Consider the following 22,029-nt stretch of genomic DNA (forward strand, 5'->3'; position numbering starts at 1 on the left):
GGCCTCTTTATTTTTTTATCCAGTTATATACGTTCCAAATAAAAGAATGAAAAATCATATAACCAAATAAAGAATATGTATGGTTCCAATTTGTACTATGTACAAATAAACCTAAACTTTCAGCAATTTGTTCAAAAATACTGGCACAAATACCTATTGAAATAATAAATAGAATTCTAGAAACTTTAGATAATTTTTTTGAAATGTGTATAAAGATAACGGTTAAAATCGGCAGTACGAATAATGTGAAAGCTATATTAACCGAAAATGTGGATGAGAAGGGCCTAACCGGAAAGGAATATATTTGTTTATGAACAAAAAAAGCATCTAAGCAAGTTCCAATAATAGAAGAGAGAAAGATTGTAACTATTAATGCTAGAAAATCATTCTTCTTCTCGAAGGAGGACGTTTTTCTTTGCGAGAATTGCGAGTTCAATTTTTTCGAGTGTTTTACAGTAGTCTTCTGTAATTTGTCCATGTATATTTTCCTCCTTATCAACTAAGTAATTTACAACTTGCCAGTCCGTAAACCAATCTTCGCTGTCACCTTCTTCATGTTTCATATCTCGCCATGCATAGATGAGTTCAGGGCTGTATATACGATAAGCGCTGCTACGTAACTGGCATTTCTTTATTCGGCGCTTATAAAACTCACGGGAAAAAGATTCATTTACACTTGAAAATAAATGAGGCCAGTAATCTTTCCTTGATCCTGTATGTGGATGGTGTTGAGCCCAGCTAATTATTTGAGATAAAACATGTGTATCCCGAAATAATAATGAATACAACCTTTTTCCGATTAAGATTCGTTCATGTAAGGAAGTAAAATGCTTCATTGTATCCCCAAATAGTAATACTTTTTGTCTCTTATCATTTTCGTAGAATGGGAAAAGGATATGATTAAACTGAAAAAAATCAAAGAGTTTAAATCCAATACTATTTAGTACAGTCTTTTGAAAGTGTACATTTTGAATCACTCTTTTTTCTAAGTAGTTTTGTTCATTAATAATAGTTGCAATCGCTAATGTTTTTTTATTACCTGTTTTCCAAAAATCGTTCCACATCGTTTCCATAAATGTAGAAACGTTTAGGTGAGGGAGAAGGTGAAATAGCTTTTGTGATCTTTTTACACTTTGTTCGTAAAGCAAAAATTGAGGATATACATCTTGGAAAATGAGCCAATTCCCTCTTTCTAAAAAAGAAAAAAATATGAGTTGATCTTTCTCTGATAAAATTCTCGTATATAAATCACCCTTTAAATCAGTCATATTCCAACCGCCGTTACGTGATACCATATGCCCAAGTAGTGCCCAATGTATTTCTGGATATTGAATGTAAAATTGGTAGTATGCGCGTGTTCTTGTAACATTATTTTTATTTAGCCGTTCTGTTTGTATTTTTATTTTGTTGATGATGAGTTGCTCTTCTGTCGTTAATTTATAAATCGTGCCAGAAGGCATGATCTTGCTTTTTTGTTTTAATTCATTCTTTACATCGAATAGGGAGAGAGGCAGTACTTTGGAAAGTCCGTTATATGTATGATTTGAATTGCTTCGGTACATTCCGTTACCTCCCTTTTTTTATAAATTTAAACATGATTATTGGCTATGAATCATTCTATTTATTTTATTACGAGTATAAGAAATAAATGAGCGGTGTTTTTTTACAAGGAATGTAGTTATCATGCAAACAGTATAAAAAATTTTGCTGTTGTAAGGTGAAATGAAAAACAGAAACTATGTTTAATAGTTTCTGTTTTTTTATTTTGTCAATTAAATGTAACAAACGACGATTATGATTTGAATCAATTGAAAATAATTCAATAAATACAATTTTAATTGAAGTGTTTTGTAGGAGGAAAAGGAATGCTAAATAAAATAATTTTAATTACTGGTGGTACAGGTTCGTGGGGACATGAACTTATAAAACAACTATTAGAAAAATCACCGAAAGAAATTAGGATTTTTTCAAGAAATGAAACGGTTCAGTTTGAAATGCAGCAACAGTTTATAAATGATGATAGATTAAAATTTATTATTGGAGATATTCGTGACAAGGATCAACTAGTCTATGCATGCCAAGGCGTACATTATGTTTTCCATCTTGCAGCTTTAAAACACGTTCCAGTATGTGAGTATTATCCTTATGAAGCTATAAAAACCAATATACATGGTACGCAAAATGTAATTGAAGCATCTATACAGATGCAAGTGGAGAAAGTTATATATGTTTCAACGGATAAAGCAGCCGATCCATCAAATACGTATGGGATGACAAAAGCAATTGGTGAAAAGTTAATGGTTCATGCGAATGTGCAAACGAAGAAAACAAAATTCATTTGTGTTCGTGGTGGAAATGTTTTAGGGACGAGTGGAAGTGTAGTACCGCTTTTTAAACAACAAATTAAAAGATCTTCACAAGTAGGGATTACCGATGCGAATATGACTAGATTTTTCTTAACAGTTGAAGATGCTGTTGGATTGTTATTTAAAGCCGTATATCAAGGTAGAGGCGGGGAAATCTTTGTTATGAAAATGCCGGCATGTAAAATAACAGATTTAGCAGAAGTATTAATTGAAGATTCGGAAAAAGAAAACGTTAAGGTAAAAGAGGTAGGGATAAGACCGGGTGAAAAATTAAGTGAAATGCTTTTATCTGAGGTAGAGAGTAAAACAAGTATAAGTTTTGATCAAAATTATTTTGTAGTACTACCGACTATTCCTATAGAAGGGCTTCAAGAATATTATGCTAGCTATCCGCTTGTGGATGTAAAGAGTTTTAGTTCTCAACAAGACTTACTTGCAAAACATGAGGTGAAACAAATGTTATTAAAAGGAGGGTTTTTACGATGAAAAAAAATGCGAGCCTTTTAATAACTGGTGCAAATGGTTTCACAGGACGTCATGCTTGCCAATATTTTTTAGAGCAGGGCTTTCATGTAATTCCTATGTTTCAAAATCGTACACATAGAGAAAAAGTTAGAAATGGTATTACTTGTGATTTAACTAATAAGAGCGAAGTAATGCAGGTAATAAAACAAATAAAGCCAGACTATGTATTGCATTTAGCAGGAAGGAATTCGGTCATAGAGTCTTGGACAGCTGCTCTTGAATATGTAGAGATTAATGTAATAGGGACGTTATATTTATTAGAAGCAATTAAGCAAGAAGCCCCGCATTGTAGAACATTAGTTATAGGATCTGCTTTGCAAGCAGATAGTATGAACGAAATGAAAATTTCAAATCCATATAGTTTAAGTAAAACGATGCAAGTCATTATTGCAGAGGCTTGGGGCGAGTTAATGGATTCAAATATTATCATTGCAAAGCCTTCAAACTTAATTGGTCCAGGGGTATCGAATGGCATTTGTTCGATTCTCGCAAAGAAAATGATAGATATAGAATCAGGTAGAAGTAAAGCCATTATTGAAGTAAACAGTTTGAAAGATAGTAGGGATTTTCTAGATGTACGTGATGCGGTTAAAGCGTACCATGTGTTATTACAAGATGGAATAAATGGAAAACAATATAATATCGGATCAGGAGTAAAACGATCTTTATTAGATGTACTAGAACAATATAAAGAATTAACACAGCTAAATTTTTTCATAGAAGAAACAGAGAAAAGTGAGAGCGACTCAAATGAGAGTTTAGCAATAGGAGAAATAAAAAGGTTAGGTTGGATCCCAGAAATTCAATTTCATCAATCATTAAAAGATGTACTTGAATATGCAAAGTGTAGTGACATCTGCATGCAATGAAGAACAAAAAAGGGTGTAAGAAATATATGAATGGTTATGAAGTAATAGATAATCAAAATACGCTATTTCTTTCAATTGTTGATACGCTGGACTGGAGAGATGAAGAAGCGCATATTTTGCGTCTTTATGAGGCAATAAATAAATATCGAGCGTATGTAGAAGAAAAAAAGGTTAATCGAATAAAGTCAGCATTAGAGACGGAAACTAGGTATGTAATCCAAGTCTTTGCTCAATATGAGTGTAGTGAGTATGGAAATGATTTTTATGAACTTATCAAAGATCTTTTACAAGATATAGAGGTAGAGTTAAAGATTTATATAAAAAATAATAAGTTTATTTACAGTTAAAAAGGTAAATATAAAGGTGGATATAAGTTATGAGCAAAACGATTCTTTTTACTGGGGGCGGTACAGCCGGACACGTTATGATTAATATTGTATTAATCCCTAAATTTATAGAGCAAGGATGGAGAGTCGAGTATATTGGATCCAAAAATGGAATTGAAAAATCATTAGTGCAAAATATTAAATACAATAGTGTTTCAACGGGCAAGCTTAGGAGATATTGGGATTGGGAGAACTTTAAAGATCCTTTTAAAATTATACGTGGTTGTTTACAAAGTTATAAATTAATTAAGAAAACAAAGCCTGACGTTATCTTTTCAGCAGGAGGATTTGTTTCAGTTCCTGTAGCTATAGGGGCATGGTTAAATCGTGTGCCTATAATTATACGTGAACCAGATAGTACATTAGGACTTGCCAATAAAATAGCATTACCTTTTGCTACAAAGCTATGTACAACATTTCCTCAGACAGGAGAAAATGTAAGGAATGAGAAGAAGGTTTATGTAGGACCAATTGTAAGGGAAGAAATTGAGAGGGGTAACGTATTACGAGGAAGAAGCTATTGTAAATTTCAGCAAGATAAACCAGTATTGTTAATTATGGGTGGGAGTCAAGGTGCTAAGTGGATAAATGATATGGTAAGGGAAAGTTTAGATACAATAATATTAAACTTTAATATTATTCATATATGCGGTAAAGGGAAGGTAGACTCATCTATTGGTATAGAGGGGTATATGCAATTTGAATATATAGGGGACGAGTTGCCGCATATACTAAATATGGCAAGTGTTGTAGTTTCCAGAGCGGGTTCTACTGCTATTTCTGAATTATTATTTTTGAAGAAACCGATGTTGCTTATCCCGTTAACTAACAGTTCCAGTAGGGGAGATCAAGTTTTAAATGCTGAATATTTTTCACGGCAAGGATATGCGGAAGTTATACTCCAAGACAGAGTAAGTACGAATACATTTATACATGCAGTAAATAAGTTGTATACAAATAAGGAGAGATATATTCAAAACATGAATGGATATAAGAAAACAAATGATGAGGGGATTCATCAATTAATAGATATAATAAATAAAGTGGTGAAGTAATAGAAATGTAAATAGAAAAACAAAAGGAAAGAAGGTATCTTCTTTCCTTTTTACTATATTTGTTCAAATTCATTATTACTTATTCTGATTAGCTCTGTACTATGGGTGAATGCCGTTTTCTAATAGCTCAGTAAACGTATGAATAGGAATAGGTTTACTGTAATAATAACCTTGAATAAACTGACATTTATTTTTTTGAAGGAAATTTACGTGTTCTTTCGTTTCTACACCTTCAGCAATGACAGACATTCCTAATGTATTTGCTAATGTGATGATCGTCTTAATAATTTCCATTCCATCATCACATGTTTCAGACATTGTGATAAATTCTCTCGGGATTTTTAACGTATCAATTGGATATAAAGGTAAGTAGGCTAGCGAAGAATAACCTGTACCAAAGTCGTCGATTGAAATGTGAATCCCTAAACTTTTTAGTGTACGCAGTTTTATCAATGTTTCTCGCTCATCCATCATTGCAATTCGCTCTGTTAATTCAAGATCGAGAGAACTTGCTGGTAAACCTGTATTTGCTAAAGTAGAAGAAATAGACTTTACAAAATCCTCTTGTTCAAATTCTTTAGCAGATAAATTTACACCTATTTTTAAATGCGAATATCCGAGTGCGTGCCAACGTTTCATTTGCTCGCAAGCCTGCTGTAATGTCCATTTACCTATGGAAATAATTTGTAGTGTTTCTTCTGCAATAGGAATAAACTCGTATGGAGAAATAATACCTAATTCAGGATGATTCCACCTAATTAAAGCTTCTGCACCGATAATTTTATTAGATTTACTATCAACTTGAGGTTGATAGTAAAGGAACAATTCTTCATTTTGTAGTGCGTTTGGTAAATCTTTTTCTAATCGTAATCGTCTTTCAATTTTTTTAGCGATTACATCGTCATAAATAGAGACAGAGTTAAGCTCTTTTGCTTTTGCATCATACATTGCGATATTAGCGTTTTTTAGAAGTGTAGCGGTATCGATTCCAGAATGTGGATAAATAGCGATGCCAATACTAAGTGATAAAGTTAATTTATGCTCATGTATGACAAACGGTTTTTTCATGCATTCAAATAATTGGTTACATAATTGGAATAAGAAATCTTCGTCAGTATAGTTTTCAATTATGATTGTAAATTCATCACCACCGATTCTTGACAAATGAGTATGTGATGGAAGACATGATTGGAATCGCTTTGCTAATTCTTCTAATATGTAATCCCCTGACGAGTGTCCAAGTGTATCATTAATTGCTTTAAAACGATCTAAATCTAAATATAATAAAGCAAACTCACTCTCTGTTGTTTTAGCATTTTTTATAACTCTTTTTAATTTCTTTTGGAAAAAGGCACGGTTCCCAATTTTCGTTACAGTGTCATGGAAAGCTAAATATTTTATTTCTTCTTGTTGTTTTTTGGAGGATGTAATATCTCTCACCATAATATAACTTCCGGAAATATGTTCGTCTATCATAATAGGAACAATAGTAACGTATAAAAAATAAGTAAAACCGTTCTTATACTGAGAACGTAGTTGTAACGAAGTAGGCTCTTGCTTTTTTACTTTTTCTAATGCCGATACAAGCTTATGCTTATCTTCATCTAAAATAATAGAAAGACAAGTCTCACCAAGTAAATCACTAGTTGTGGTTCCGAGTAGAATACTTCCTGCTTTATTTACATTTAAGAACGTACCGTTTAAATCAATCGTAAAAATAGGATCTGGATGATATTCATACAATGATTTGAATGTTTGTTGTTTTTGCGATAAAGCTTTTGATTTTTGGACCAAATCAGTAGTCCTTAAAGTAACTTTTTCTTCTAGTTGAGCATTAAATAGTTGTAAACGTTGTGTTAATTTTTTATTTTGCATATGTACAATGGATTGACGAATGAGTACGAATACAAAAGTAATACAATTTCCTGTAATCAGGATTGATGATGATGTTTGTTCTTTAAGTGTAAATCCAATTAAGATTGCAACAGCAAGATAAGGAAATAAGACTAAAACTTTTTCCCCTAGTATAGGATTTATAGTGAAATTACTTGTGTTTTTATTAATAGATTTCGGGATAGAGCCAGCTATTGCGATAAGTAATAAAGGTACTCTATATAAAAGTCGTAATAATGCCATCGCATCAGCCGATAAAAGAGTATGTAAGTAAAAATAAATATAGTTAAAAACTGCAGAGCTTATTAACACAGAAATAAAGATATACATTCTCCATTTTGATTTAAAAACTGTAGGGCGGAAAAAGAGAATAATACCTAGTAGTAGAAAGAGTAGATCTGCAATTGGATATAGAAATGAAAGGAAAATCTCTCCTATTGGAAGCGTCAATATACTTGAATCTGGTTGATTAAATAAATACCATTCTAATGTTAGTATGGAAGTGAGCACTATACATATATCACAAATAAAGAAAGCCTTTTCCCATTTATTACATTCTTTTAAAATTTTATAGCTGAAAGCGATAAAAAAGAAGCATAGAAATATCATGTAAAACATGTCAGAAATAGTAAAATAATGAATTGGAAATTGAAAATATTCATGTTGAAATGTAAATAGCATTTTCCCGAATAAAAAACTGCCCATTGCAACTGTAATACAAATCCAAAAGAGATTTGCACGGACCTTCTTTGAATATAAAGAGTATAGTAATGAAATAAATGTAATGCTTTCAACTATGAGTGAAGAGAAGCGTACATTGAAATCAGAAAAGTGATTAGGGAATATAAAGAAATATATAAGACAATAGCTAAAGTAACAAATTAAAGTTGTTGTTAATATACATAAGTGTAAATTTTTATTGAATTTCAAAACGATCACCTTCTTAAAAAATGTACAGAATTTATAATATCTATACGTAAGGATATTACTTGAAGATTGTATCAGATTTCCTTATAAAAATCATGTTTTTGAGAAGGAAATTAAAGAGTGTAATAATTATAGAATAAAAAAATATTACACTGTATAGTTTTTACGTATGAGAGATTCATATAGAATTTGTATATTTAGTCATTCCGTAAATTCTAATGGTTTTTTAATAGTTTGCAAGTGAATATGCAAAAATGCATGTAAGATGATGATTTTTTTGTTATGTAGTATTAAGTAATACTTTTGTATCTATTTCTTTTCATACTAATGCAGGATTTCAGAAATATGTTGTGTGTATACAATAATAAAGAGACCATTCATTACGATTTTAGTATGGGAGGAAGAGCATGAAAAATTGGGTGAAGTTTCGAATAGCACGTCCAACAGATAAGTTTGAAGAGGTTATAGCATTCTATGAAACAGGATTAGGTTTAAAGCGGATAGGTGAATTTTACGATCATGAAGGCTATGATGGGATCATGTTTGGACTACCAGATGAAGAATATCATTTAGAATTTACAAGACATAAAGAAGGAAGCCCTTGCCCAGCTCCAACGAAAGATAATTTACTTGTATTTTATATGCAAGAAGATAGTGAAATAGAAAAAATGAGTAAAAGGCTGTTTGCAATGGGGTATGATGAAGTAGCACCAGAAAATCCATATTGGAAAGATAAGGGCATAACGATAGAAGATCCGGATGGTTGGAGAATTGTGTTAATGAAAATAGAAGAATAGAGTTTTAAGTCTCGATAGGATAAAAACTATTGGCTTCCTTCTAAGTAATAAAATTAGGGGAAGCTTTTCGGTTTTATAATCTGAAAATTGATATTTGTAAAAATATTAAAAGGATATAAAATAAGAAAGTGTATTCTTACAGAGTGGATAGTATTTCCACTAAATAGGGAGGGTTTCTTATGATATATCGAATTAAAGATGCAGAAATATACTATGAAATTGTGGGAGAGGGTAAACCGGTCATTATCATACATGGCTGCACCCCTGACCATAGATTAATGATGAAATGTATGGAATCAGTATTTCAGAAATATGAAGGTTATAAGCGAATATATATTGATTTACCTGGAATGGGAAAATCGAATGCTCCAGATTGGATAAATAGTTCAGATCGTATAGTAGAAGTGCTTATCACATTTATTGAGGAAATCATTTCTACTGAAAAATTTTTATTGGTAGGAGAATCATATGGAGGCTATTTAGCCAGAGGTATACTTACAAAGATGTTTGAGAGAGTGAATGGATTATTATTAGTATGCCCTGTTGTTGTAGCGGAGCCAGAAAAAAGGATACTTCCAGATAAACAGTTAATTGTACAAGATGAGGACTTTTTAAAGACGCTCACTTCCACGGAAAGAGAAGAATTTTGTGAGTTAGCAGTGATAGCAAATGAATATACATATACGCGATTTAAAGAGGAAATTAAGCCTGGGTTAGATGTTGCTAATTATGAATTTATTGAAAGATTGCAAAAGAATTACCCTCTTACTATGGATTTTCAGCGTGAAAAATATGAAAAGCCCGTTCTTTTACTGACTGGAAGACAAGATATATCAGTAGGTTATCAAAATATTATAGGAATTATTGAAGAGTATCCAAGAGCAACATTAGCGGTGTTAGATATGGCAGGGCATAATTTACAAATTGAACAGCCTGAATTATTCGAGAGTTTAGTAGGAGAATGGATTAGACGAACAAATCAACCCATTTTATAAAGTATTTTAAAGAAGAATGTTAAGTATTACGATTACGCTTAAGTGTTGAGATGGGATAAATGAACGTGATGTATTAACTTATAAATATTTTCAAGGAGGAATTATGAATACGTATATCTATATGGTTAGACATGGTGAATCACCAAAACTAGAAGAAAATGAAAGAAGGCGCGGGTTAACTGAGAAGGGACATATGGATGCCCGTAGAGTAACTGACATATTAAAAGCGGAGAGGATTGATACTTTTATTTCCAGTCCCTATAATCGGGCTATGTTAACGATAGAGGAGTCAGCTAATTTCCATGAAAAAGAAATAGTAGTATATGAAAATCTTAAAGAGTGTATGTTTTCAAGTGAGGATCAGGTTATATCAGACAAAGAGGTGTATCCACTTGTACAGAAGATGTTCTCTAATCCGGACTTTGCACGAACGGAAGGAGAGTCATATGCAGATTGCCAGAGAAGAGTAGTGAAAGTATTAAAAGAAATCTTAATGGATTTTCAAGGACGAAAAATTGTAATTGGTACACACGGGCTTGTCATGACATTAATGATGAACTATTTTGATAAACAATATGGTTTTGAATTTTTAATGAATACGTCAAAACCGGATATATATAAGATGGAGTTTAAAGAAGAACAATTAATGAATGTAGAAAGATTATGGAAAGCGGAATAAAATTAGTTGCATGGATTTTGTTGTAAAAGTTACTTTTATAGCAACATTTTTTTTATTTGAATAGAAAGCATCTTTATCAACTATTTTTAGAATGTTAAATCAATAAGTAATTATTCAGTATTTGAATAAATTAGGGGGAAATTGGTTTAGGGAAACAATTTTAAATGTGTCAAAACTCCAAACGTTGGATTTATATTCAATTGGAGAAAAAGATGTAGAATTTTGTCTTATGGTCCCCGTTTACTTTTCATTTCATTACATATAGGCTTTGTGGTGTAAGGGGGAATATTGTCCTTGCACTAAATATATAAGGAGGTCATAGTGATGAAAAAGATACAAAAATTTGTGGGAGTAGCTTTAGCGGGTACAATTGGATTAAGTGGATTACTGTTTTTAGAACAAAATGTAAGCGCTGCAGAAACGCAACAAGTGAAAGAGGGTAATTTCAATACAATTGATGTAACGATGAATCAAAGTGAGCTTTATGTATTGAGTGGTAGAAGTATAGATGTTCTTTCTGGAGATAAAGAAGCAATTCAGCTAAATAAATACACAATTAGTTTTAATAAACCTGGGAAGTATGTGATTAAAGTGAATGGCTGTATTTATGACGATATATATACTTTTATTGTGAATGAGTAGTATATATTCTTAAGTTGTGAGATAAAAACAGAAACACCCTATTTACGGTGAGAGCCGTAAATAGGGTGAATATATTTGTAGTAAGCTGTACTTTAAATATGTTCACTAATTTTCTTTTTGTTATGTAAAGTATGTAAAAGTGTTTGAAACATCTTAAATGATTGCTGAAAGATTGGACTTTGAATAAAAGTGTACAGAAAAGTTACGATGAAAATAGGACCGCCTAGCATAAATCCAATAACTAGTACAATACATTCTACTATGATTCTAGCATGGCTAATAGAAAGTCCTGTTTTGTCGGAAATAGTAAGCATGAATCCATCGCGAGGTCCAGCGCCAATCCCGGCTGCAACGTACATACCTCCCCCAATACCTGTAATGGCAATACCAGAAAATAAAATGAGTAAGTTAATCCATAAATAACTACTAGCGTCTGGAAGCATATTTGATTGTAAGAAAAAGTCCATAATGGGACCGATAAGTAGTGTATTCAAAAATGTACCCACATTTATATATTTTCGATCTACTAGTAAAGATATTAGAACGAGACATAACCCACATATGACACTCCACGTACCAATGGTCCACCCAAACCTTTGATAGAGAGCTATATTTAAAACTTCCCAAGGGTGCAAACCGAGAAATTTAACTTTGACTGCAAGAGCATTTCCAAGCCCAAAGAAAATTAGACCTAAGAAAAAAAGAAAATAGCGAAAGAGAGTTAGCCTCATCTTTAATACCTCCCATATTTATAATTATGTATGTTACATGTTAGGGTTTTAATGTACAAATATTATACCTTTTTAGTTTTAAAAAAAATATTAAAATGAAATATACGTATTCACAGTCAAAAAAGTTAAAATATTTCGTCTCAAGGATTATAATAGAGAAAGAAATATAAAAGGGAGTGAATACATTTGAAACAAGAGCTTATTGAAAGATTTACGAGATATGTAAAGATTGATACGCAATCAAATGAAGACAGTCATACAGTGCCAACAACACCAGGACAAATTGAGTTTGGTAGGTTATTAGTGGAAGAGCTAAAAGAAATTGGGTTAACAGAAGTAACGATGGATGATAATGGCTATGTAATGGCAACACTTCCTGCTAATACGGAAAAGGATGTTCCTGTAATCGGCTTTTTAGCACATTTAGATACAGCGACAGACTTTACGGGGAAAAACGTAAAACCACAAATTCATGAAAACTTTGATGGTAATGCGATTACATTAAATGAAGAGCTGAATGTTGTGTTAACGCCGGAACAGTTCCCAGAATTACCATCTTATAAAGGGCATACGATTATTACAACTGATGGTACAACGCTGCTAGGAGCAGATGATAAAGCTGGTCTTACAGAAATTATGGTTGCAATGAATTATTTAATACATAATCCGCAAATTAAACATGGGAAAATTAGAGTTGCGTTTACACCTGATGAAGAAATCGGCCGTGGACCAGCGCATTTCGATGTAGAAGCGTTTGGCGCGTCATTTGCTTATACGATGGATGGAGGTCCATTAGGTGGTTTAGAATATGAAAGCTTTAATGCGGCAGGTGCTAAGTTAACGTTTAACGGAACAAATACACATCCTGGAACAGCGAAAAATAAAATGCGTAACGCAACTAAACTGGCTATGGAGTTTAACGGGCATTTACCAGTGGAAGATGCACCAGAGTATACTGAAGGATACGAAGGATTCTATCATTTACTTTCTTTAAATGGTGATGTCGAGCAAAGTAAAGCGTATTATATTGTTCGAGATTTTGATCGTGAAAATTTTGAAGCGCGTAAACATAACATTGAAAATATTGTGAAGCAAATGCAAGAGAAGTATGGACAAGATGCAGTCGTTTTAGAGATGAATGACCAATATTATAATATGCTTGAAAAAATTGAACCGGTAAGAGAAATTGTTGATATTGCGTATGAAGCAATGAAAAGTTTAGACATTGAACCAAATATTCATCCGATTCGCGGAGGAACAGATGGATCACAATTATCATATATGGGATTACCGACGCCGAATATTTTCACTGGTGGTGAAAACTATCACGGTAAATTTGAGTATGTTTCGGTAGATACTATGGAAAAAGCAGTGCAAGTTATTGTAGAAATTGCAAGACGATTTGAGGAGCAAGCTTAAAAAAGAACCAAGTAGTACGAATGTGCTACTTGGTTCTTTTAATATAGTACTCGCCACAAATAAAAAGTCGCATAAGATTCCCAATTTGTCCAGTTTGCCGCAAAATCTTTTATTTCATTTTTAGTCGGTTTACTTTCGGAACCTGTTATACATTTAATTGCATTATGCAGACCAACATCATCAATTGGAAAAGCTGAAGGAAATCGTAAACAGCGCATTAAAACATAGTTGGCAGTCCATGGGCCGATACCATGGATAGCAGTTAACTGTTTTTCAGCAATTTTTATATTTTGTGTTTGTAGTAACTCCTCTTTTGACAGTTTTCCTTCTGTAATAAGCTTCGCAATACCGATTAAATATTCACATTTTCTAGTCGTCATTTTTAATTTTTGGAGATCGTTTACATGTAGATTTGCAATTGTTTCAGGTGATGGGAATATCCAATGTTTTCTATCGTCCCATTCTATATAACTTCCAAATTGCTCAACTAGTCTTCTCTTTAGTGTATAGGCATATGTGAGGTTAATTTGCTGACCGATAATTCCCCAGGAAAGTGCTTCAAATAAATCAGGAATACCTAAAGTTCGAAGTCCATAAAATTTTTGAATTGGGCCTTGAAGGAGTGGATCATGTTTAGCTTTTTCATAAAAAGGGGCTAAATTCGTAGTTAAATCAAACCACTCTTGTACATAGTCAACTACAGCGTCGTTTACCCAATTTTCATGGGTATATAATTCTCCTAAAAAACGTATTTGAATATTGCTATCAGTATTCAAACTAATTTCAACTAAAGGATTTACATCTTGAACAGGGATCACTTTATAAATTTTGTTATCTTCAATGTGAAACATGCATTCATTGTTAGAACGTGATAGATAGCGCAAGTTTTCTTGGAAATAAAATTCTTTTGGAACCGCTACAGTTAATGCGCTATTATATCCTGCTGTCATATGAATTCCACCTGCAACTGTTCTAATGTAAGCAATTTTTGCTTCATTTCTAATCCACCCCTAAAGCCAGTTAGTTTCCCATTCTTCCCAATAACGCGATGGCAAGGAATCGTAATAAGTAGTGGATTGGCAGCGATAGCAGAAGCAACGGCACGGACAGCTGTAGGTTTTTGAATTTCTTCGGCAATTTCTGTATAAGAATGTGTCTTCCCATAAGGAATTTCACGTACCGTATTCCAAACAGATAATTGAAATTTAGTCCCGTATATATCAATAGGGAATGTAAAAGTTTCTCGCTTGTTTTCTAAATACTCGATAACTTCTTTCGTATATGTTTGCAAATAATCTGGATTGTGGGTCAATATATGTTGTGGCAGCTTTTTTCTAGCCCATATATTTAGTTCTTCAAAGTTTTCGTCTTGTGATCCAATGAAACATAGTCCATTTTCAGTTGCAGCGATATGAAATCGCCAATTTCTATGAATAATTAGTGTCCAATATACAGACTTATTTTTGTAGGAATTCATTATTGTAGCCCTCTTTTCTTTCGTTCTTTTTTCGATATTCAGTAGGAGTAAATCCAGTTTTCTTTTTAAATAAAGTTGCGAAATACTCTGGGTTTTCTATCCCGATAGCAGTACCAATTTCTTTAATAGATTGATTTGTATGTGAAAGATATTCTGCCGCTTTAACAATCCTGAATCGTTGTATATATTCTATAGGACTTATCCCTGTTATTCTTTTGAAAGTACGTTGTAAATGAAAAGGGCTACCGTGACACATTTCCGCAAGCATGTCGAGAGTTAATGCTTCATCATAATGTTTTTCGATATAGTCTTTAATTTGTTTTACCCACTCTTCATTAGGTAAAGTGATACCATTTGGTTTACAACGTTTGCATGGACGAAAACTTTCATACAATGCTTGCTCTGCATTTAGAAAAATGCGTACATTGGTTTTATTCGGTACTCTTGATTTACACGATGGTCGGCAAAAAATCCCGGTTGATTTCACAGCATAAAAGAATTTGTTATCATATGAAGAATCATTATGAATAATTGCATGCCAATACTCACTCGTTAATGTTATCCTTTCATTGTGCAAAGAACATCACCTCTGAAATTAGTATAACCTGAATAAAGTGCGTATGTACGTATTTACAAATGTAAGAGCAAGATTACAAAGATGAAAATATGATTGTTTTTCTATTTTGTGATAGCATGAACTTTGAAAGTGAACATCAAGAGGAGGACTATAAGTGAAGTTAATTTCATGGAATGTAAATGGTTTACGTGCAGTTATTGCAAAGGGTGGATTTTTAGAATATCTCGAAGAATCCAATGCAGATATATTTTGTCTACAAGAGATTAAATTACAAAGTGGCCAAATTGATTTAAATCTAGAGGGATATTATACATACTGGAATTACGCTGTGAAAAAAGGGTATTCGGGAACGGCTATTTTTACAAAAAAAGAACCGCTTTCTGTTACATACGGCTTAGGAATTGAAGAGCATGATCAAGAAGGAAGAGTCATTACTTTAGAATTTGAAGATTTTTACATGATAACGTTATATACACCAAATTCCAAACGTGGATTAGAGCGATTAGATTACAGAATGAAATGGGAAGATGATTTCAGGGGATATATCAAGCAATTAGATGAGAAGAAACCAGTTATTTTCTGTGGAGATTTAAACGTTTCTCATAAAGAGATAGATTTAAAAAATCCAAAAAGTAACCGAAAAAATCCTGGATTTTCTGATGAGGAACGAGAGAAGTTTACATGTATTTTAGAAGAAGGGTTTATTGATACGTACCGTTACCTTTATCCTAATCAGGAAGGCGCATACTCTTGGTGGTCGTATCGTATGGGAGCGAGAGCAAAAAATATCGGATGGCGTTTAGATTATTTTGTTGTTTCGGAAAGAATGAAAGACCAAATAACCGATGCAAAAATTAACAGTGAAGTAATGGGATCAGACCATTGTCCAGTTGAATTACAGATGAATTTCTAAAAAAAGAAGTATCTTCCTGATAGTAGGAGATACTTCTTTTTAATTCAGTTTGTTAAAATTTTTCAAATCATTCTTGAAATAATTGCATATTAAATATATACTTAGTAACGATAATCATTATCAGTGAAAATGATTATCAAGGGATGAAGGTGTAAAAGAATTATAGTCTAGGGGAAGTGAACGAGAATGAGTTCTGGATAGAATTATTAATCTAATGAAATATATATATGGGACAATCTTCATATAGTTAAATTTTATTGAGAATATAGTTTGAAAATTCGAGAGGAGATATATAAAGATGAATAAGAAGTTATTTACATTAGGGATGGTTACAGTTTTAAGTGTAGGTTTAGCGGCATGTAATAGTGCAGATAAAACTTCAGGTGAGCAAAAACAACAAACAAAAGCTACAGAAACGAAAAAAGATGAAAAACGAAAAATTACATATTTAGGTAAAGAATATACAGTGCCAGCAAAAGTAGATAAAATTGCGACAGCTAGTTTAGAGTCAATGGAAGATGCAGCAGTACTTGGTATTAAGCCAGTAGGTGCCATTACTGTTGGTGGTAAATTACCAAAGTATCTTGAAAAAGATTTAGAAGGTGCAAAATCTGTCGGTGAGAAGATGGAACCGAATTTCGAAACATTACTTCAATTAAAACCAGATGTTATTACATCAAGTACGAAATTCCCAGCAGAAACAGCTGAAAAGTTTACGAAAGTAGCTCCGACATTCCCAGTATCACACGTTTCAACAAATTGGGAAGATAACTTAAAGTTAATGGGAGAACTAACTGGTAAAAAAGATAAGGCAGAAAAAATCATCAAAGATTACAATGCGGACGCTGCAAAAGCAAAAACAAAACTTGGAGATAAATTAAAAGATAAAAAGGTACTTGTCATTAGACTAAGAGCAAACGACCTATTCCTATACCCAGAAGGAGTATACTTTAATCCTGTCATTTATAAAGATCTTGGATTAACTGCTCCAGAACAACTTAAAACTGTAAAAGCACAGGAAAAGATTTCTTTAGAAAAACTTGCTGAAGTTAATCCTGATTATATCTTCTTACAATACGAGGCAAGCGAAAATAATAAACCAAAAGTGCTAGAAGACATTGAAAAAAATCCAATTTGGCAAAGCATGAACGCTGCGAAGGAAAAGAAAGTATTTGTAAACGTTGTAGATCCAATGGCGCAAGGTGGTACAGCTTGGAGTAAAACAGCATTCTTAAAAGAAGCAGTGAAAAATTTATCTAAATAATCCAATAAGTAAGGTGCGTTGAATGATATGCAGAAAACAAATGCAGTACCAGTAACCATATTATGTATAGCACCCATACTCATCTTATTTACAGTGATACTTTCTATTTTGTATGGGGCGAAAAGTATTGATGCTGAAACAGTATGGAACGCATTATTTCATTTTGATTCAAGCGATGTAAATCATAATATTATTATTACTTCACGTTTGCCAAGGGTAGTTGCAGCTCTTTTAGTCGGAGCATTTCTAGCCATATCAGGAGCACTTATGCAGGGGATGACAAGAAACTATCTTGCATCCCCTTCTATTATGGGTGTGACGGATGGCGCTGCCTTTGTTATTACACTTAGCATGATTTTTCTTCCGGGAATGTCATCGATTGGTATGGTTTTATGTTCAATGATTGGTTCTGCACTAGGAGCTGGTATCGTGTTTGGTTTTGGTTCGCTCCTTCAAAATGGCTTATCACCAGTTAGGTTAGCGATTATAGGAACAGTTATTGGAACATTTTTAAGCAGTGTATCGGCTGCAATGGCTTCGTATTTCCAAATTTCTCAAAATGTTAGTTTTTGGTTTAATGCAAAATTAGATCAGGTGGATCCTAATATAATTAAAATTACGATACCATTTGGGATAATTGGGATAGTTTTAGCATTGTTGATATCAAAATCTATTACAATTCTTTCTTTAGGAGAAGAGGTTTCTATTAATCTAGGACAACGTACAAAATTAGTTAAAGCAATGGCCATTTTATCAGTTATTTTTTTAACAGGAACAGCAGTTGCTTTAGTAGGGAAAATTGGTTTTGTGGGCTTAATTATTCCACACGTTACTCGCTTTATAATTGGAGTAGATTATAAGTGGATTTTGCCATGTGCGGGCGTTATTGGTGGCGTTTTCTTAGCATTATGTGATGTTTTAAGTAGATTCGTAAATTATCCATTTGAAACGCCAATCGGAGTTGTTACATCTTTAATTGGAATTCCTTTCTTCCTTTATTTAATTCGTACAAGAGGAGGAGAGAGACATGCCTAACAGTTCAAGTCAACGTTTTGGAATGACGATGGGGATTAGTATATTTTTAATTTTTTGTGCTATTTATATTAGTTTAACGAATGGTACGTTCGACATTACGATTACAGATGTGTTTAAAACCCTTTTTAGAATTGATCCAGTACCAGAACATGATTTAGTTATTTTTGATTTTCGTCTGCCACGTATTGTGATTGCTGGATTAGTAGGATTAGGCCTTGGCGTTGCGGGTGCCGTAATTCAAGGGATTACGAGAAATGGGTTGGCAGACCCAGGTATTTTAGGAGTGAATGCCGGGGCAGGAACAGCAATCGTAATTTTTATGTTTTTCTTTCAAGGGCAATTAAAGAGCACAGATTGGGTTTCTATTATGATGATGCCTATGTTTGGCTTAATAGGTGGATTAGGTGCAGCGCTAATCATTTATTTGTTTTCTTGGAAAAATGGTAAGTTAGATTCGCAACGACTGTTATTAACAGGGATTGCAATCGGTTCAGGATTTGGAGCCTTTTCTATGTATTTATCACTCAAAATGAAGTCAACTGATTTTGAGATGGCTGCGGTGTGGGTGTCTGGGAGTATATATAGTGCGAACTGGAAGTATATTGTGGCCATGTTGCCGTGGCTGATTATATTAATTCCACTTATACAAAAGAAAGCTTATTTATTAGATTTATTTCAATTGGAAGAAACGAGTATTACAAGTTTAGGTGTTTCAGTAGAAAGAGAGAAATCTATTTTACTGTTAAGTAGTATCGGGCTTGTGAGCGCATGTGTTGCTGTTTCAGGGAGTATCGGTTTTATTGGTTTAATGGCACCGCATATAGCGAAAAGACTTGTCGGTATTCAACATAAATATATAATTCCTACATGCGGAGTAATAGGAATGTTTCTTGTAATCGCTTCAGACTTTATTGCAAAAACAGTTTTCACACCTGTAGAGTTACCAGTTGGAATCGTTATTTCTATTGTCGGTGTACCGTATTTCTTATATTTACTTTATAAGGCGAAAGCGTAAGAGGAGGAATAAAAGTGAGTATTTTAAGTGCAAAAAATTTAGAAACGAGTTATGAAAAGCTTACAGTGTTTCGCGACTTAAATGTGGAAATACAAGAAGGAAAAGTAACGACGATTATAGGACCAAACGGTTGCGGTAAATCGACATTGTTAAAAACGATGGGAAGAATTTTAAAACAAAAAAGCGGAAAAGTATATTTGCAAGGTCAAGATTTACATGCAATTCCAACGAAAGAAATTGCCAAGCAGTTAGCTTTACTCCCGCAAACTCCAATTGCACCAGGAGAACTTAAAGTAGAAGAATTAATTTCTTATGGGCGCTATCCGCATCGAAATAACGTAAATAAGTTAACTTCAAAAGATAAAGAGATGATTGACTGGGCACTAGATATAACGAAAACTTCTGCATTTCGAACGAGACAAATTGCAAATTTATCAGGTGGTCAACGACAAAAGGTATGGCTAGCGATGGCTTTAGCGCAAGAAACGGAAGTGTTGCTATTAGATGAGCCAACGACATACCTTGATATGTCTCATCAATTAGATGTATTACAAATTGTGGAGAAATTAAATAAAGAACATAATTGTACGGTTGTAATGGTACTACATGATATTAACCATGCAGCAAGGTTTTCAGATGAAATTATTGCAATGAAGGAAGGGGAAATCGTTACAACTGGTAGCCCAGAAGAAATCATTACAAATGAAGTATTAAAAGAAGTATTTCATATTGATGCGCGTGTCATGATTGATCCGTATAACGGGGCTCCTGTTTGTTTCGGTTATGATAGCGTTGTATCTCAAGAAGAAAAAGTAGAAATATATGTAACGAGTTAAAAAGGGGGAGATAGGGTGACTACTACTATTGAAAAACAGCAGATTATAACATCACATACAGAACAGTGGAAAATGTATTCAAAATTAGAAGGAAAGGAATACCAAATTCATATTTCAAAGCCGAAGCAGCCAGCGCCAGAGTCAGGATATCCAGTTATATACGTATTAGATGGCAACGCTTTTTTTCAAACATTCCATGAAGCGGTTAAAATACAATCGGTTAGAGCGGAAAAAACAGGTGTTTTACCAGCCATTATAGTAGGGATTGGTTATTGTATTGAAGGGGCATTTTCAGGTGAAGAAAGATGCTATGATTTTACGCCTAGCGTAATTTCAAACGATGCACCTTTAAAACCAGACGGTAAACCGTGGCCTAAAACGGGAGGAGCATATAATTTCTTTACTTTTATTGAAGAAGAATTGAAGCCGCAAATTGAAAAGAATTTTGAGATTGATAAAGGAAAGCAAACGTTATTTGGACATTCTTTAGGTGGCCTATTTGCTTTACATATACTATTTACAAACGTAAATGCCTTTCAAAATTATTTTATTAGTAGTCCATCAATTTGGTGGAATAACCAATCTGTGCTTGAAAAAGAAGAGAATCTTATAAATGAATTAAACAATGCTAAGTTTGAAACAGGGGTATTTCTTACAGTTGGGTCACTAGAGCGAGAGCATATGGTTGTAGGTGCAAATGAATTATCAGAGCGTCTTCTCCTAGTAAAACATGATCAGTTTAGATTTAAGTTCTATGAGGCTGAAGGGGAGAATCATGCATCTGTTGTGCCAACTTCTTTAAGTAAAGGATTACGATTTATTAGTTACGTATAGAAGATGGAAAAAGGTAAGCAATTGCTTACCTTTTTTCCTTATTGCTTAAAGGCAACGTATCCATCAATTAAAAAACTAGTGAAAAAGCGAGTAATTTGAGTAAAGCCACATTCCTCCATAATAGTTAGTAAATTAGCTTCAGAAATAGGGAATATTTCTGTTTCAAAAGAATTTTCAAATCGGTCCCAATCTTCTAATGGAATTTGATTTTGCATCATGTGGTTGCGCCAAGCATGTAATTGTGCAGAAAACATACTTGTGTGGGGTACGCCATTTATTGAAGAGAGAAAGAATGGAGTACCAGGTTTTAGGTGACTACTAATTTCATTAATAAGTTCTTTTTTCTCCTTGTTAGTTGGGATGAAGTGCAGGACAAGCATACAGGTGGCAGCGTCAAATAACTGACTTGGTAATAATGTATGGATAGTTCCATGTACAAGATGAACATGATTTTGTATGCCTTCGTTTTCAATTCTTTTTTTAGCTAACTGTAGCATGCTTTTAGATGGATCAACACCTGTAAAATATAAACTACTATTTTGTTTACCTATTGAGAGAATCTCTTGTCCGCCACCAGCACCTATAACTAGTAAACTTTGATTGAGATTTTCTTTAGAGAGTGTAGTAAACAAGAAATGATTCATCATTTCATATAGGGTGTAGTAGCCTGGGATTTTATATGGAATTCTTTGTTCATATGAATTTATGGTAGTATCATTCCAATTCATTTTTAACCTCCTAAGTATGTGTATTATAGGTTTATTATGGAATGAAATTATGAAGGGGAACAATCC

Annotated in this window: 23 protein-coding genes; 15 read left to right on the forward strand and 8 right to left on the reverse strand. The window is 33.2% G+C overall.

The window, feature by feature from the left end; translation table 11 throughout:
- Nucleotides 1-7 precede the first annotated feature (7 nt).
- The gene (locus COK05_RS20625) at nucleotides 8-478 is read right to left on the reverse strand and encodes a CBO0543 family protein (RefSeq protein WP_098614037.1); all 471 of its coding nucleotides are present in this window, start codon (nucleotides 476-478) and stop codon (nucleotides 8-10) included.
- Nucleotides 384-1,562 carry a DUF2515 domain-containing protein gene (locus COK05_RS20630; RefSeq protein WP_098614038.1) on the reverse strand — a complete coding sequence of 393 codons (1,179 nt, stop codon included), beginning with the start codon at nucleotides 1,560-1,562 and terminating at the stop codon, nucleotides 384-386. The genes COK05_RS20625 and COK05_RS20630 overlap by 95 nt, the downstream gene beginning before the upstream one ends.
- A 303-nt stretch (nucleotides 1,563-1,865) precedes the next feature.
- Between COK05_RS20630 and COK05_RS20635 the strand changes: the two genes are divergently transcribed.
- The 4 genes from COK05_RS20635 to COK05_RS20650 are packed head-to-tail and all read left to right on the forward strand — an operon-like array spanning nucleotide 1,866 to nucleotide 5,201.
- Complete coding sequence (locus COK05_RS20635; RefSeq protein ID WP_098614039.1) at nucleotides 1,866-2,852, forward strand: UDP-N-acetylglucosamine 4,6-dehydratase family protein; 987 nt, start codon at nucleotides 1,866-1,868, stop codon at nucleotides 2,850-2,852.
- Complete coding sequence (locus COK05_RS20640; RefSeq protein WP_098614040.1) at nucleotides 2,849-3,760, forward strand: NAD-dependent epimerase/dehydratase family protein; 912 nt, start codon at nucleotides 2,849-2,851, stop codon at nucleotides 3,758-3,760. The genes COK05_RS20635 and COK05_RS20640 overlap by 4 nt, the downstream gene beginning before the upstream one ends.
- A complete protein-coding gene (locus COK05_RS20645; RefSeq protein WP_098614041.1) occupies nucleotides 3,757-4,107 on the forward strand; it encodes a DUF6572 domain-containing protein in 351 nt (116 codons plus the stop codon). Before COK05_RS20640 ends, COK05_RS20645 begins: the two co-directional genes overlap by 4 nt.
- 29 nt (nucleotides 4,108-4,136) lie before the next feature.
- Nucleotides 4,137-5,201 carry an undecaprenyldiphospho-muramoylpentapeptide beta-N-acetylglucosaminyltransferase gene (locus tag COK05_RS20650; RefSeq protein WP_098614042.1) on the forward strand — a complete coding sequence of 355 codons (1,065 nt, stop codon included), beginning with the start codon at nucleotides 4,137-4,139 and terminating at the stop codon, nucleotides 5,199-5,201.
- 99 nt (nucleotides 5,202-5,300) lie between these two features.
- Here COK05_RS20650 and COK05_RS20655 read toward each other — a convergent pair whose 3' ends face one another.
- On the reverse strand, nucleotides 5,301-8,024 hold the full coding sequence (locus COK05_RS20655) for a GGDEF domain-containing phosphodiesterase (RefSeq protein ID WP_141539189.1): 2,724 nt from the start codon (nucleotides 8,022-8,024) through the stop codon (nucleotides 5,301-5,303).
- A gap of 404 nt (nucleotides 8,025-8,428) precedes the next feature.
- On the opposite strand from COK05_RS20655, the gene COK05_RS20660 reads away from it, so the two are divergent.
- From COK05_RS20660 to COK05_RS20675, 4 genes are all read left to right on the forward strand, one after another.
- Entirely contained in the window at nucleotides 8,429-8,818 is a 390-nt protein-coding gene (locus COK05_RS20660) for a VOC family protein (protein ID WP_098614044.1), read from the forward strand.
- A gap of 179 nt (nucleotides 8,819-8,997) precedes the next feature.
- On the forward strand, nucleotides 8,998-9,813 hold the full coding sequence (locus COK05_RS20665) for an alpha/beta fold hydrolase (protein ID WP_098614045.1): 816 nt from the start codon (nucleotides 8,998-9,000) through the stop codon (nucleotides 9,811-9,813).
- Between the two features lie 103 nt (nucleotides 9,814-9,916).
- Nucleotides 9,917-10,492, forward strand: a complete 576-nt coding sequence (locus COK05_RS20670; protein WP_098614046.1) for a histidine phosphatase family protein — start codon at nucleotides 9,917-9,919, stop codon at nucleotides 10,490-10,492.
- Nucleotides 10,493-10,816: 324 nt separating this feature from the next.
- The gene (locus COK05_RS20675) at nucleotides 10,817-11,134 is read left to right on the forward strand and encodes a hypothetical protein (RefSeq protein ID WP_098614047.1); all 318 of its coding nucleotides are present in this window, start codon (nucleotides 10,817-10,819) and stop codon (nucleotides 11,132-11,134) included.
- Nucleotides 11,135-11,226: 92 nt separating this feature from the next.
- Here the strand turns inward: COK05_RS20675 and COK05_RS20680 are convergent, their stop codons facing one another.
- On the reverse strand, nucleotides 11,227-11,865 hold the full coding sequence (locus COK05_RS20680; RefSeq protein ID WP_098614048.1) for a YczE/YyaS/YitT family protein: 639 nt from the start codon (nucleotides 11,863-11,865) through the stop codon (nucleotides 11,227-11,229).
- Nucleotides 11,866-12,051: 186 nt separating this feature from the next.
- Here COK05_RS20680 and pepT point away from each other — a divergent pair, with 186 nt between their 5' ends.
- Nucleotides 12,052-13,284: a peptidase T gene (gene pepT / locus COK05_RS20685; protein ID WP_098614049.1), complete on the forward strand. Its 1,233-nt coding sequence runs from the start codon at nucleotides 12,052-12,054 to the stop codon at nucleotides 13,282-13,284.
- Between the two features lie 38 nt (nucleotides 13,285-13,322).
- On the opposite strand, the gene COK05_RS20690 is transcribed toward pepT, so the two are convergent.
- Genes COK05_RS20690 through COK05_RS20700 form a run of 3 tightly spaced genes read right to left on the reverse strand, consistent with a single transcriptional unit; the run spans nucleotide 13,323 to nucleotide 15,338 of the window.
- Complete coding sequence (locus COK05_RS20690) at nucleotides 13,323-14,234, reverse strand: DNA-3-methyladenine glycosylase family protein (RefSeq protein ID WP_098614050.1); 912 nt, start codon at nucleotides 14,232-14,234, stop codon at nucleotides 13,323-13,325.
- The gene (locus tag COK05_RS20695) at nucleotides 14,231-14,761 is read right to left on the reverse strand and encodes a methylated-DNA--[protein]-cysteine S-methyltransferase (RefSeq protein ID WP_098614051.1); all 531 of its coding nucleotides are present in this window, start codon (nucleotides 14,759-14,761) and stop codon (nucleotides 14,231-14,233) included. Before COK05_RS20695 ends, COK05_RS20690 begins: the two co-directional genes overlap by 4 nt.
- Nucleotides 14,742-15,338, reverse strand: a complete 597-nt coding sequence (locus COK05_RS20700; RefSeq protein ID WP_098614052.1) for a bifunctional transcriptional activator/DNA repair enzyme AdaA — start codon at nucleotides 15,336-15,338, stop codon at nucleotides 14,742-14,744. Before COK05_RS20700 ends, COK05_RS20695 begins: the two co-directional genes overlap by 20 nt.
- Before the next feature lie 154 nt (nucleotides 15,339-15,492).
- On the opposite strand from COK05_RS20700, the gene COK05_RS20705 reads away from it, so the two are divergent.
- The 6 genes from COK05_RS20705 (at nucleotide 15,493) to COK05_RS20730 (ending at nucleotide 21,235) form a co-directional block, all read left to right on the forward strand.
- Nucleotides 15,493-16,251, forward strand: coding sequence for an exodeoxyribonuclease III (locus COK05_RS20705; RefSeq protein WP_098614053.1), 759 nt, complete (start codon nucleotides 15,493-15,495; stop codon nucleotides 16,249-16,251).
- A 298-nt stretch (nucleotides 16,252-16,549) separates the two neighbouring features.
- Nucleotides 16,550-17,515 (forward strand): iron-hydroxamate ABC transporter substrate-binding protein, encoded by a 966-nt coding sequence (locus COK05_RS20710; protein ID WP_098614054.1) that lies wholly within the window; start codon nucleotides 16,550-16,552, stop codon nucleotides 17,513-17,515.
- A gap of 27 nt (nucleotides 17,516-17,542) precedes the next feature.
- Nucleotides 17,543-18,550, forward strand: coding sequence for a FecCD family ABC transporter permease (locus COK05_RS20715; RefSeq protein ID WP_098614055.1), 1,008 nt, complete (start codon nucleotides 17,543-17,545; stop codon nucleotides 18,548-18,550).
- On the forward strand, nucleotides 18,543-19,565 hold the full coding sequence (locus COK05_RS20720; RefSeq protein ID WP_098614056.1) for a FecCD family ABC transporter permease: 1,023 nt from the start codon (nucleotides 18,543-18,545) through the stop codon (nucleotides 19,563-19,565). Before COK05_RS20715 ends, COK05_RS20720 begins: the two co-directional genes overlap by 8 nt.
- Nucleotides 19,566-19,579: 14 nt before the next feature.
- The gene (locus tag COK05_RS20725; RefSeq protein WP_098614057.1) at nucleotides 19,580-20,401 is read left to right on the forward strand and encodes an ABC transporter ATP-binding protein; all 822 of its coding nucleotides are present in this window, start codon (nucleotides 19,580-19,582) and stop codon (nucleotides 20,399-20,401) included.
- Between the two features lie 15 nt (nucleotides 20,402-20,416).
- Entirely contained in the window at nucleotides 20,417-21,235 is an 819-nt protein-coding gene (locus tag COK05_RS20730; RefSeq protein ID WP_098614058.1) for an alpha/beta hydrolase, read from the forward strand.
- Nucleotides 21,236-21,273: 38 nt separating this feature from the next.
- Here the strand turns inward: COK05_RS20730 and COK05_RS20735 are convergent, their stop codons facing one another.
- On the reverse strand, nucleotides 21,274-21,963 hold the full coding sequence (locus COK05_RS20735) for a class I SAM-dependent methyltransferase (RefSeq protein ID WP_098614059.1): 690 nt from the start codon (nucleotides 21,961-21,963) through the stop codon (nucleotides 21,274-21,276).
- Nucleotides 21,964-22,029: the final 66 nt, after the last annotated feature.

The sequence above is a fragment of the Bacillus cereus genome (assembly GCF_002567495.1).
Classification (GTDB): Bacteria; Bacillota; Bacilli; order Bacillales; family Bacillaceae_G; genus Bacillus_A; species Bacillus_A cereus_AQ.

What these genes read in the sequence shown, in the direction of transcription:
- COK05_RS20660 (WP_098614044.1), top strand. Translation starts at nt 8,429, where the DNA reads ATGAAAAATTGGGTGAAGTTTCGAATAGCACGTCCAACAGATAAGTTT.
- COK05_RS20690 (WP_098614050.1), bottom strand. Translation starts at nt 14,234, where the DNA reads ATGACAGCAGGATATAATAGCGCATTAACTGTAGCGGTTCCAAAAGAA.
- COK05_RS20695 (WP_098614051.1), bottom strand. Translation starts at nt 14,761, where the DNA reads ATGAATTCCTACAAAAATAAGTCTGTATATTGGACACTAATTATTCAT.
- COK05_RS20665 (WP_098614045.1), top strand. Translation starts at nt 8,998, where the DNA reads ATGATATATCGAATTAAAGATGCAGAAATATACTATGAAATTGTGGGA.
- COK05_RS20625 (WP_098614037.1), bottom strand. Translation starts at nt 478, where the DNA reads ATGGACAAATTACAGAAGACTACTGTAAAACACTCGAAAAAATTGAAC.
- COK05_RS20675 (WP_098614047.1), top strand. Translation starts at nt 10,817, where the DNA reads ATGAAAAAGATACAAAAATTTGTGGGAGTAGCTTTAGCGGGTACAATT.
- COK05_RS20680 (WP_098614048.1), bottom strand. Translation starts at nt 11,865, where the DNA reads ATGAGGCTAACTCTCTTTCGCTATTTTCTTTTTTTCTTAGGTCTAATT.
- COK05_RS20640 (WP_098614040.1), top strand. Translation starts at nt 2,849, where the DNA reads ATGAAAAAAAATGCGAGCCTTTTAATAACTGGTGCAAATGGTTTCACA.
- COK05_RS20645 (WP_098614041.1), top strand. Translation starts at nt 3,757, where the DNA reads ATGAAGAACAAAAAAGGGTGTAAGAAATATATGAATGGTTATGAAGTA.
- COK05_RS20650 (WP_098614042.1), top strand. Translation starts at nt 4,137, where the DNA reads ATGAGCAAAACGATTCTTTTTACTGGGGGCGGTACAGCCGGACACGTT.
- COK05_RS20720 (WP_098614056.1), top strand. Translation starts at nt 18,543, where the DNA reads ATGCCTAACAGTTCAAGTCAACGTTTTGGAATGACGATGGGGATTAGT.
- COK05_RS20710 (WP_098614054.1), top strand. Translation starts at nt 16,550, where the DNA reads ATGAATAAGAAGTTATTTACATTAGGGATGGTTACAGTTTTAAGTGTA.
- COK05_RS20670 (WP_098614046.1), top strand. Translation starts at nt 9,917, where the DNA reads ATGAATACGTATATCTATATGGTTAGACATGGTGAATCACCAAAACTA.
- COK05_RS20630 (WP_098614038.1), bottom strand. Translation starts at nt 1,562, where the DNA reads ATGTACCGAAGCAATTCAAATCATACATATAACGGACTTTCCAAAGTA.
- COK05_RS20735 (WP_098614059.1), bottom strand. Translation starts at nt 21,963, where the DNA reads ATGAATTGGAATGATACTACCATAAATTCATATGAACAAAGAATTCCA.
- COK05_RS20715 (WP_098614055.1), top strand. Translation starts at nt 17,543, where the DNA reads ATGCAGAAAACAAATGCAGTACCAGTAACCATATTATGTATAGCACCC.
- COK05_RS20635 (WP_098614039.1), top strand. Translation starts at nt 1,866, where the DNA reads ATGCTAAATAAAATAATTTTAATTACTGGTGGTACAGGTTCGTGGGGA.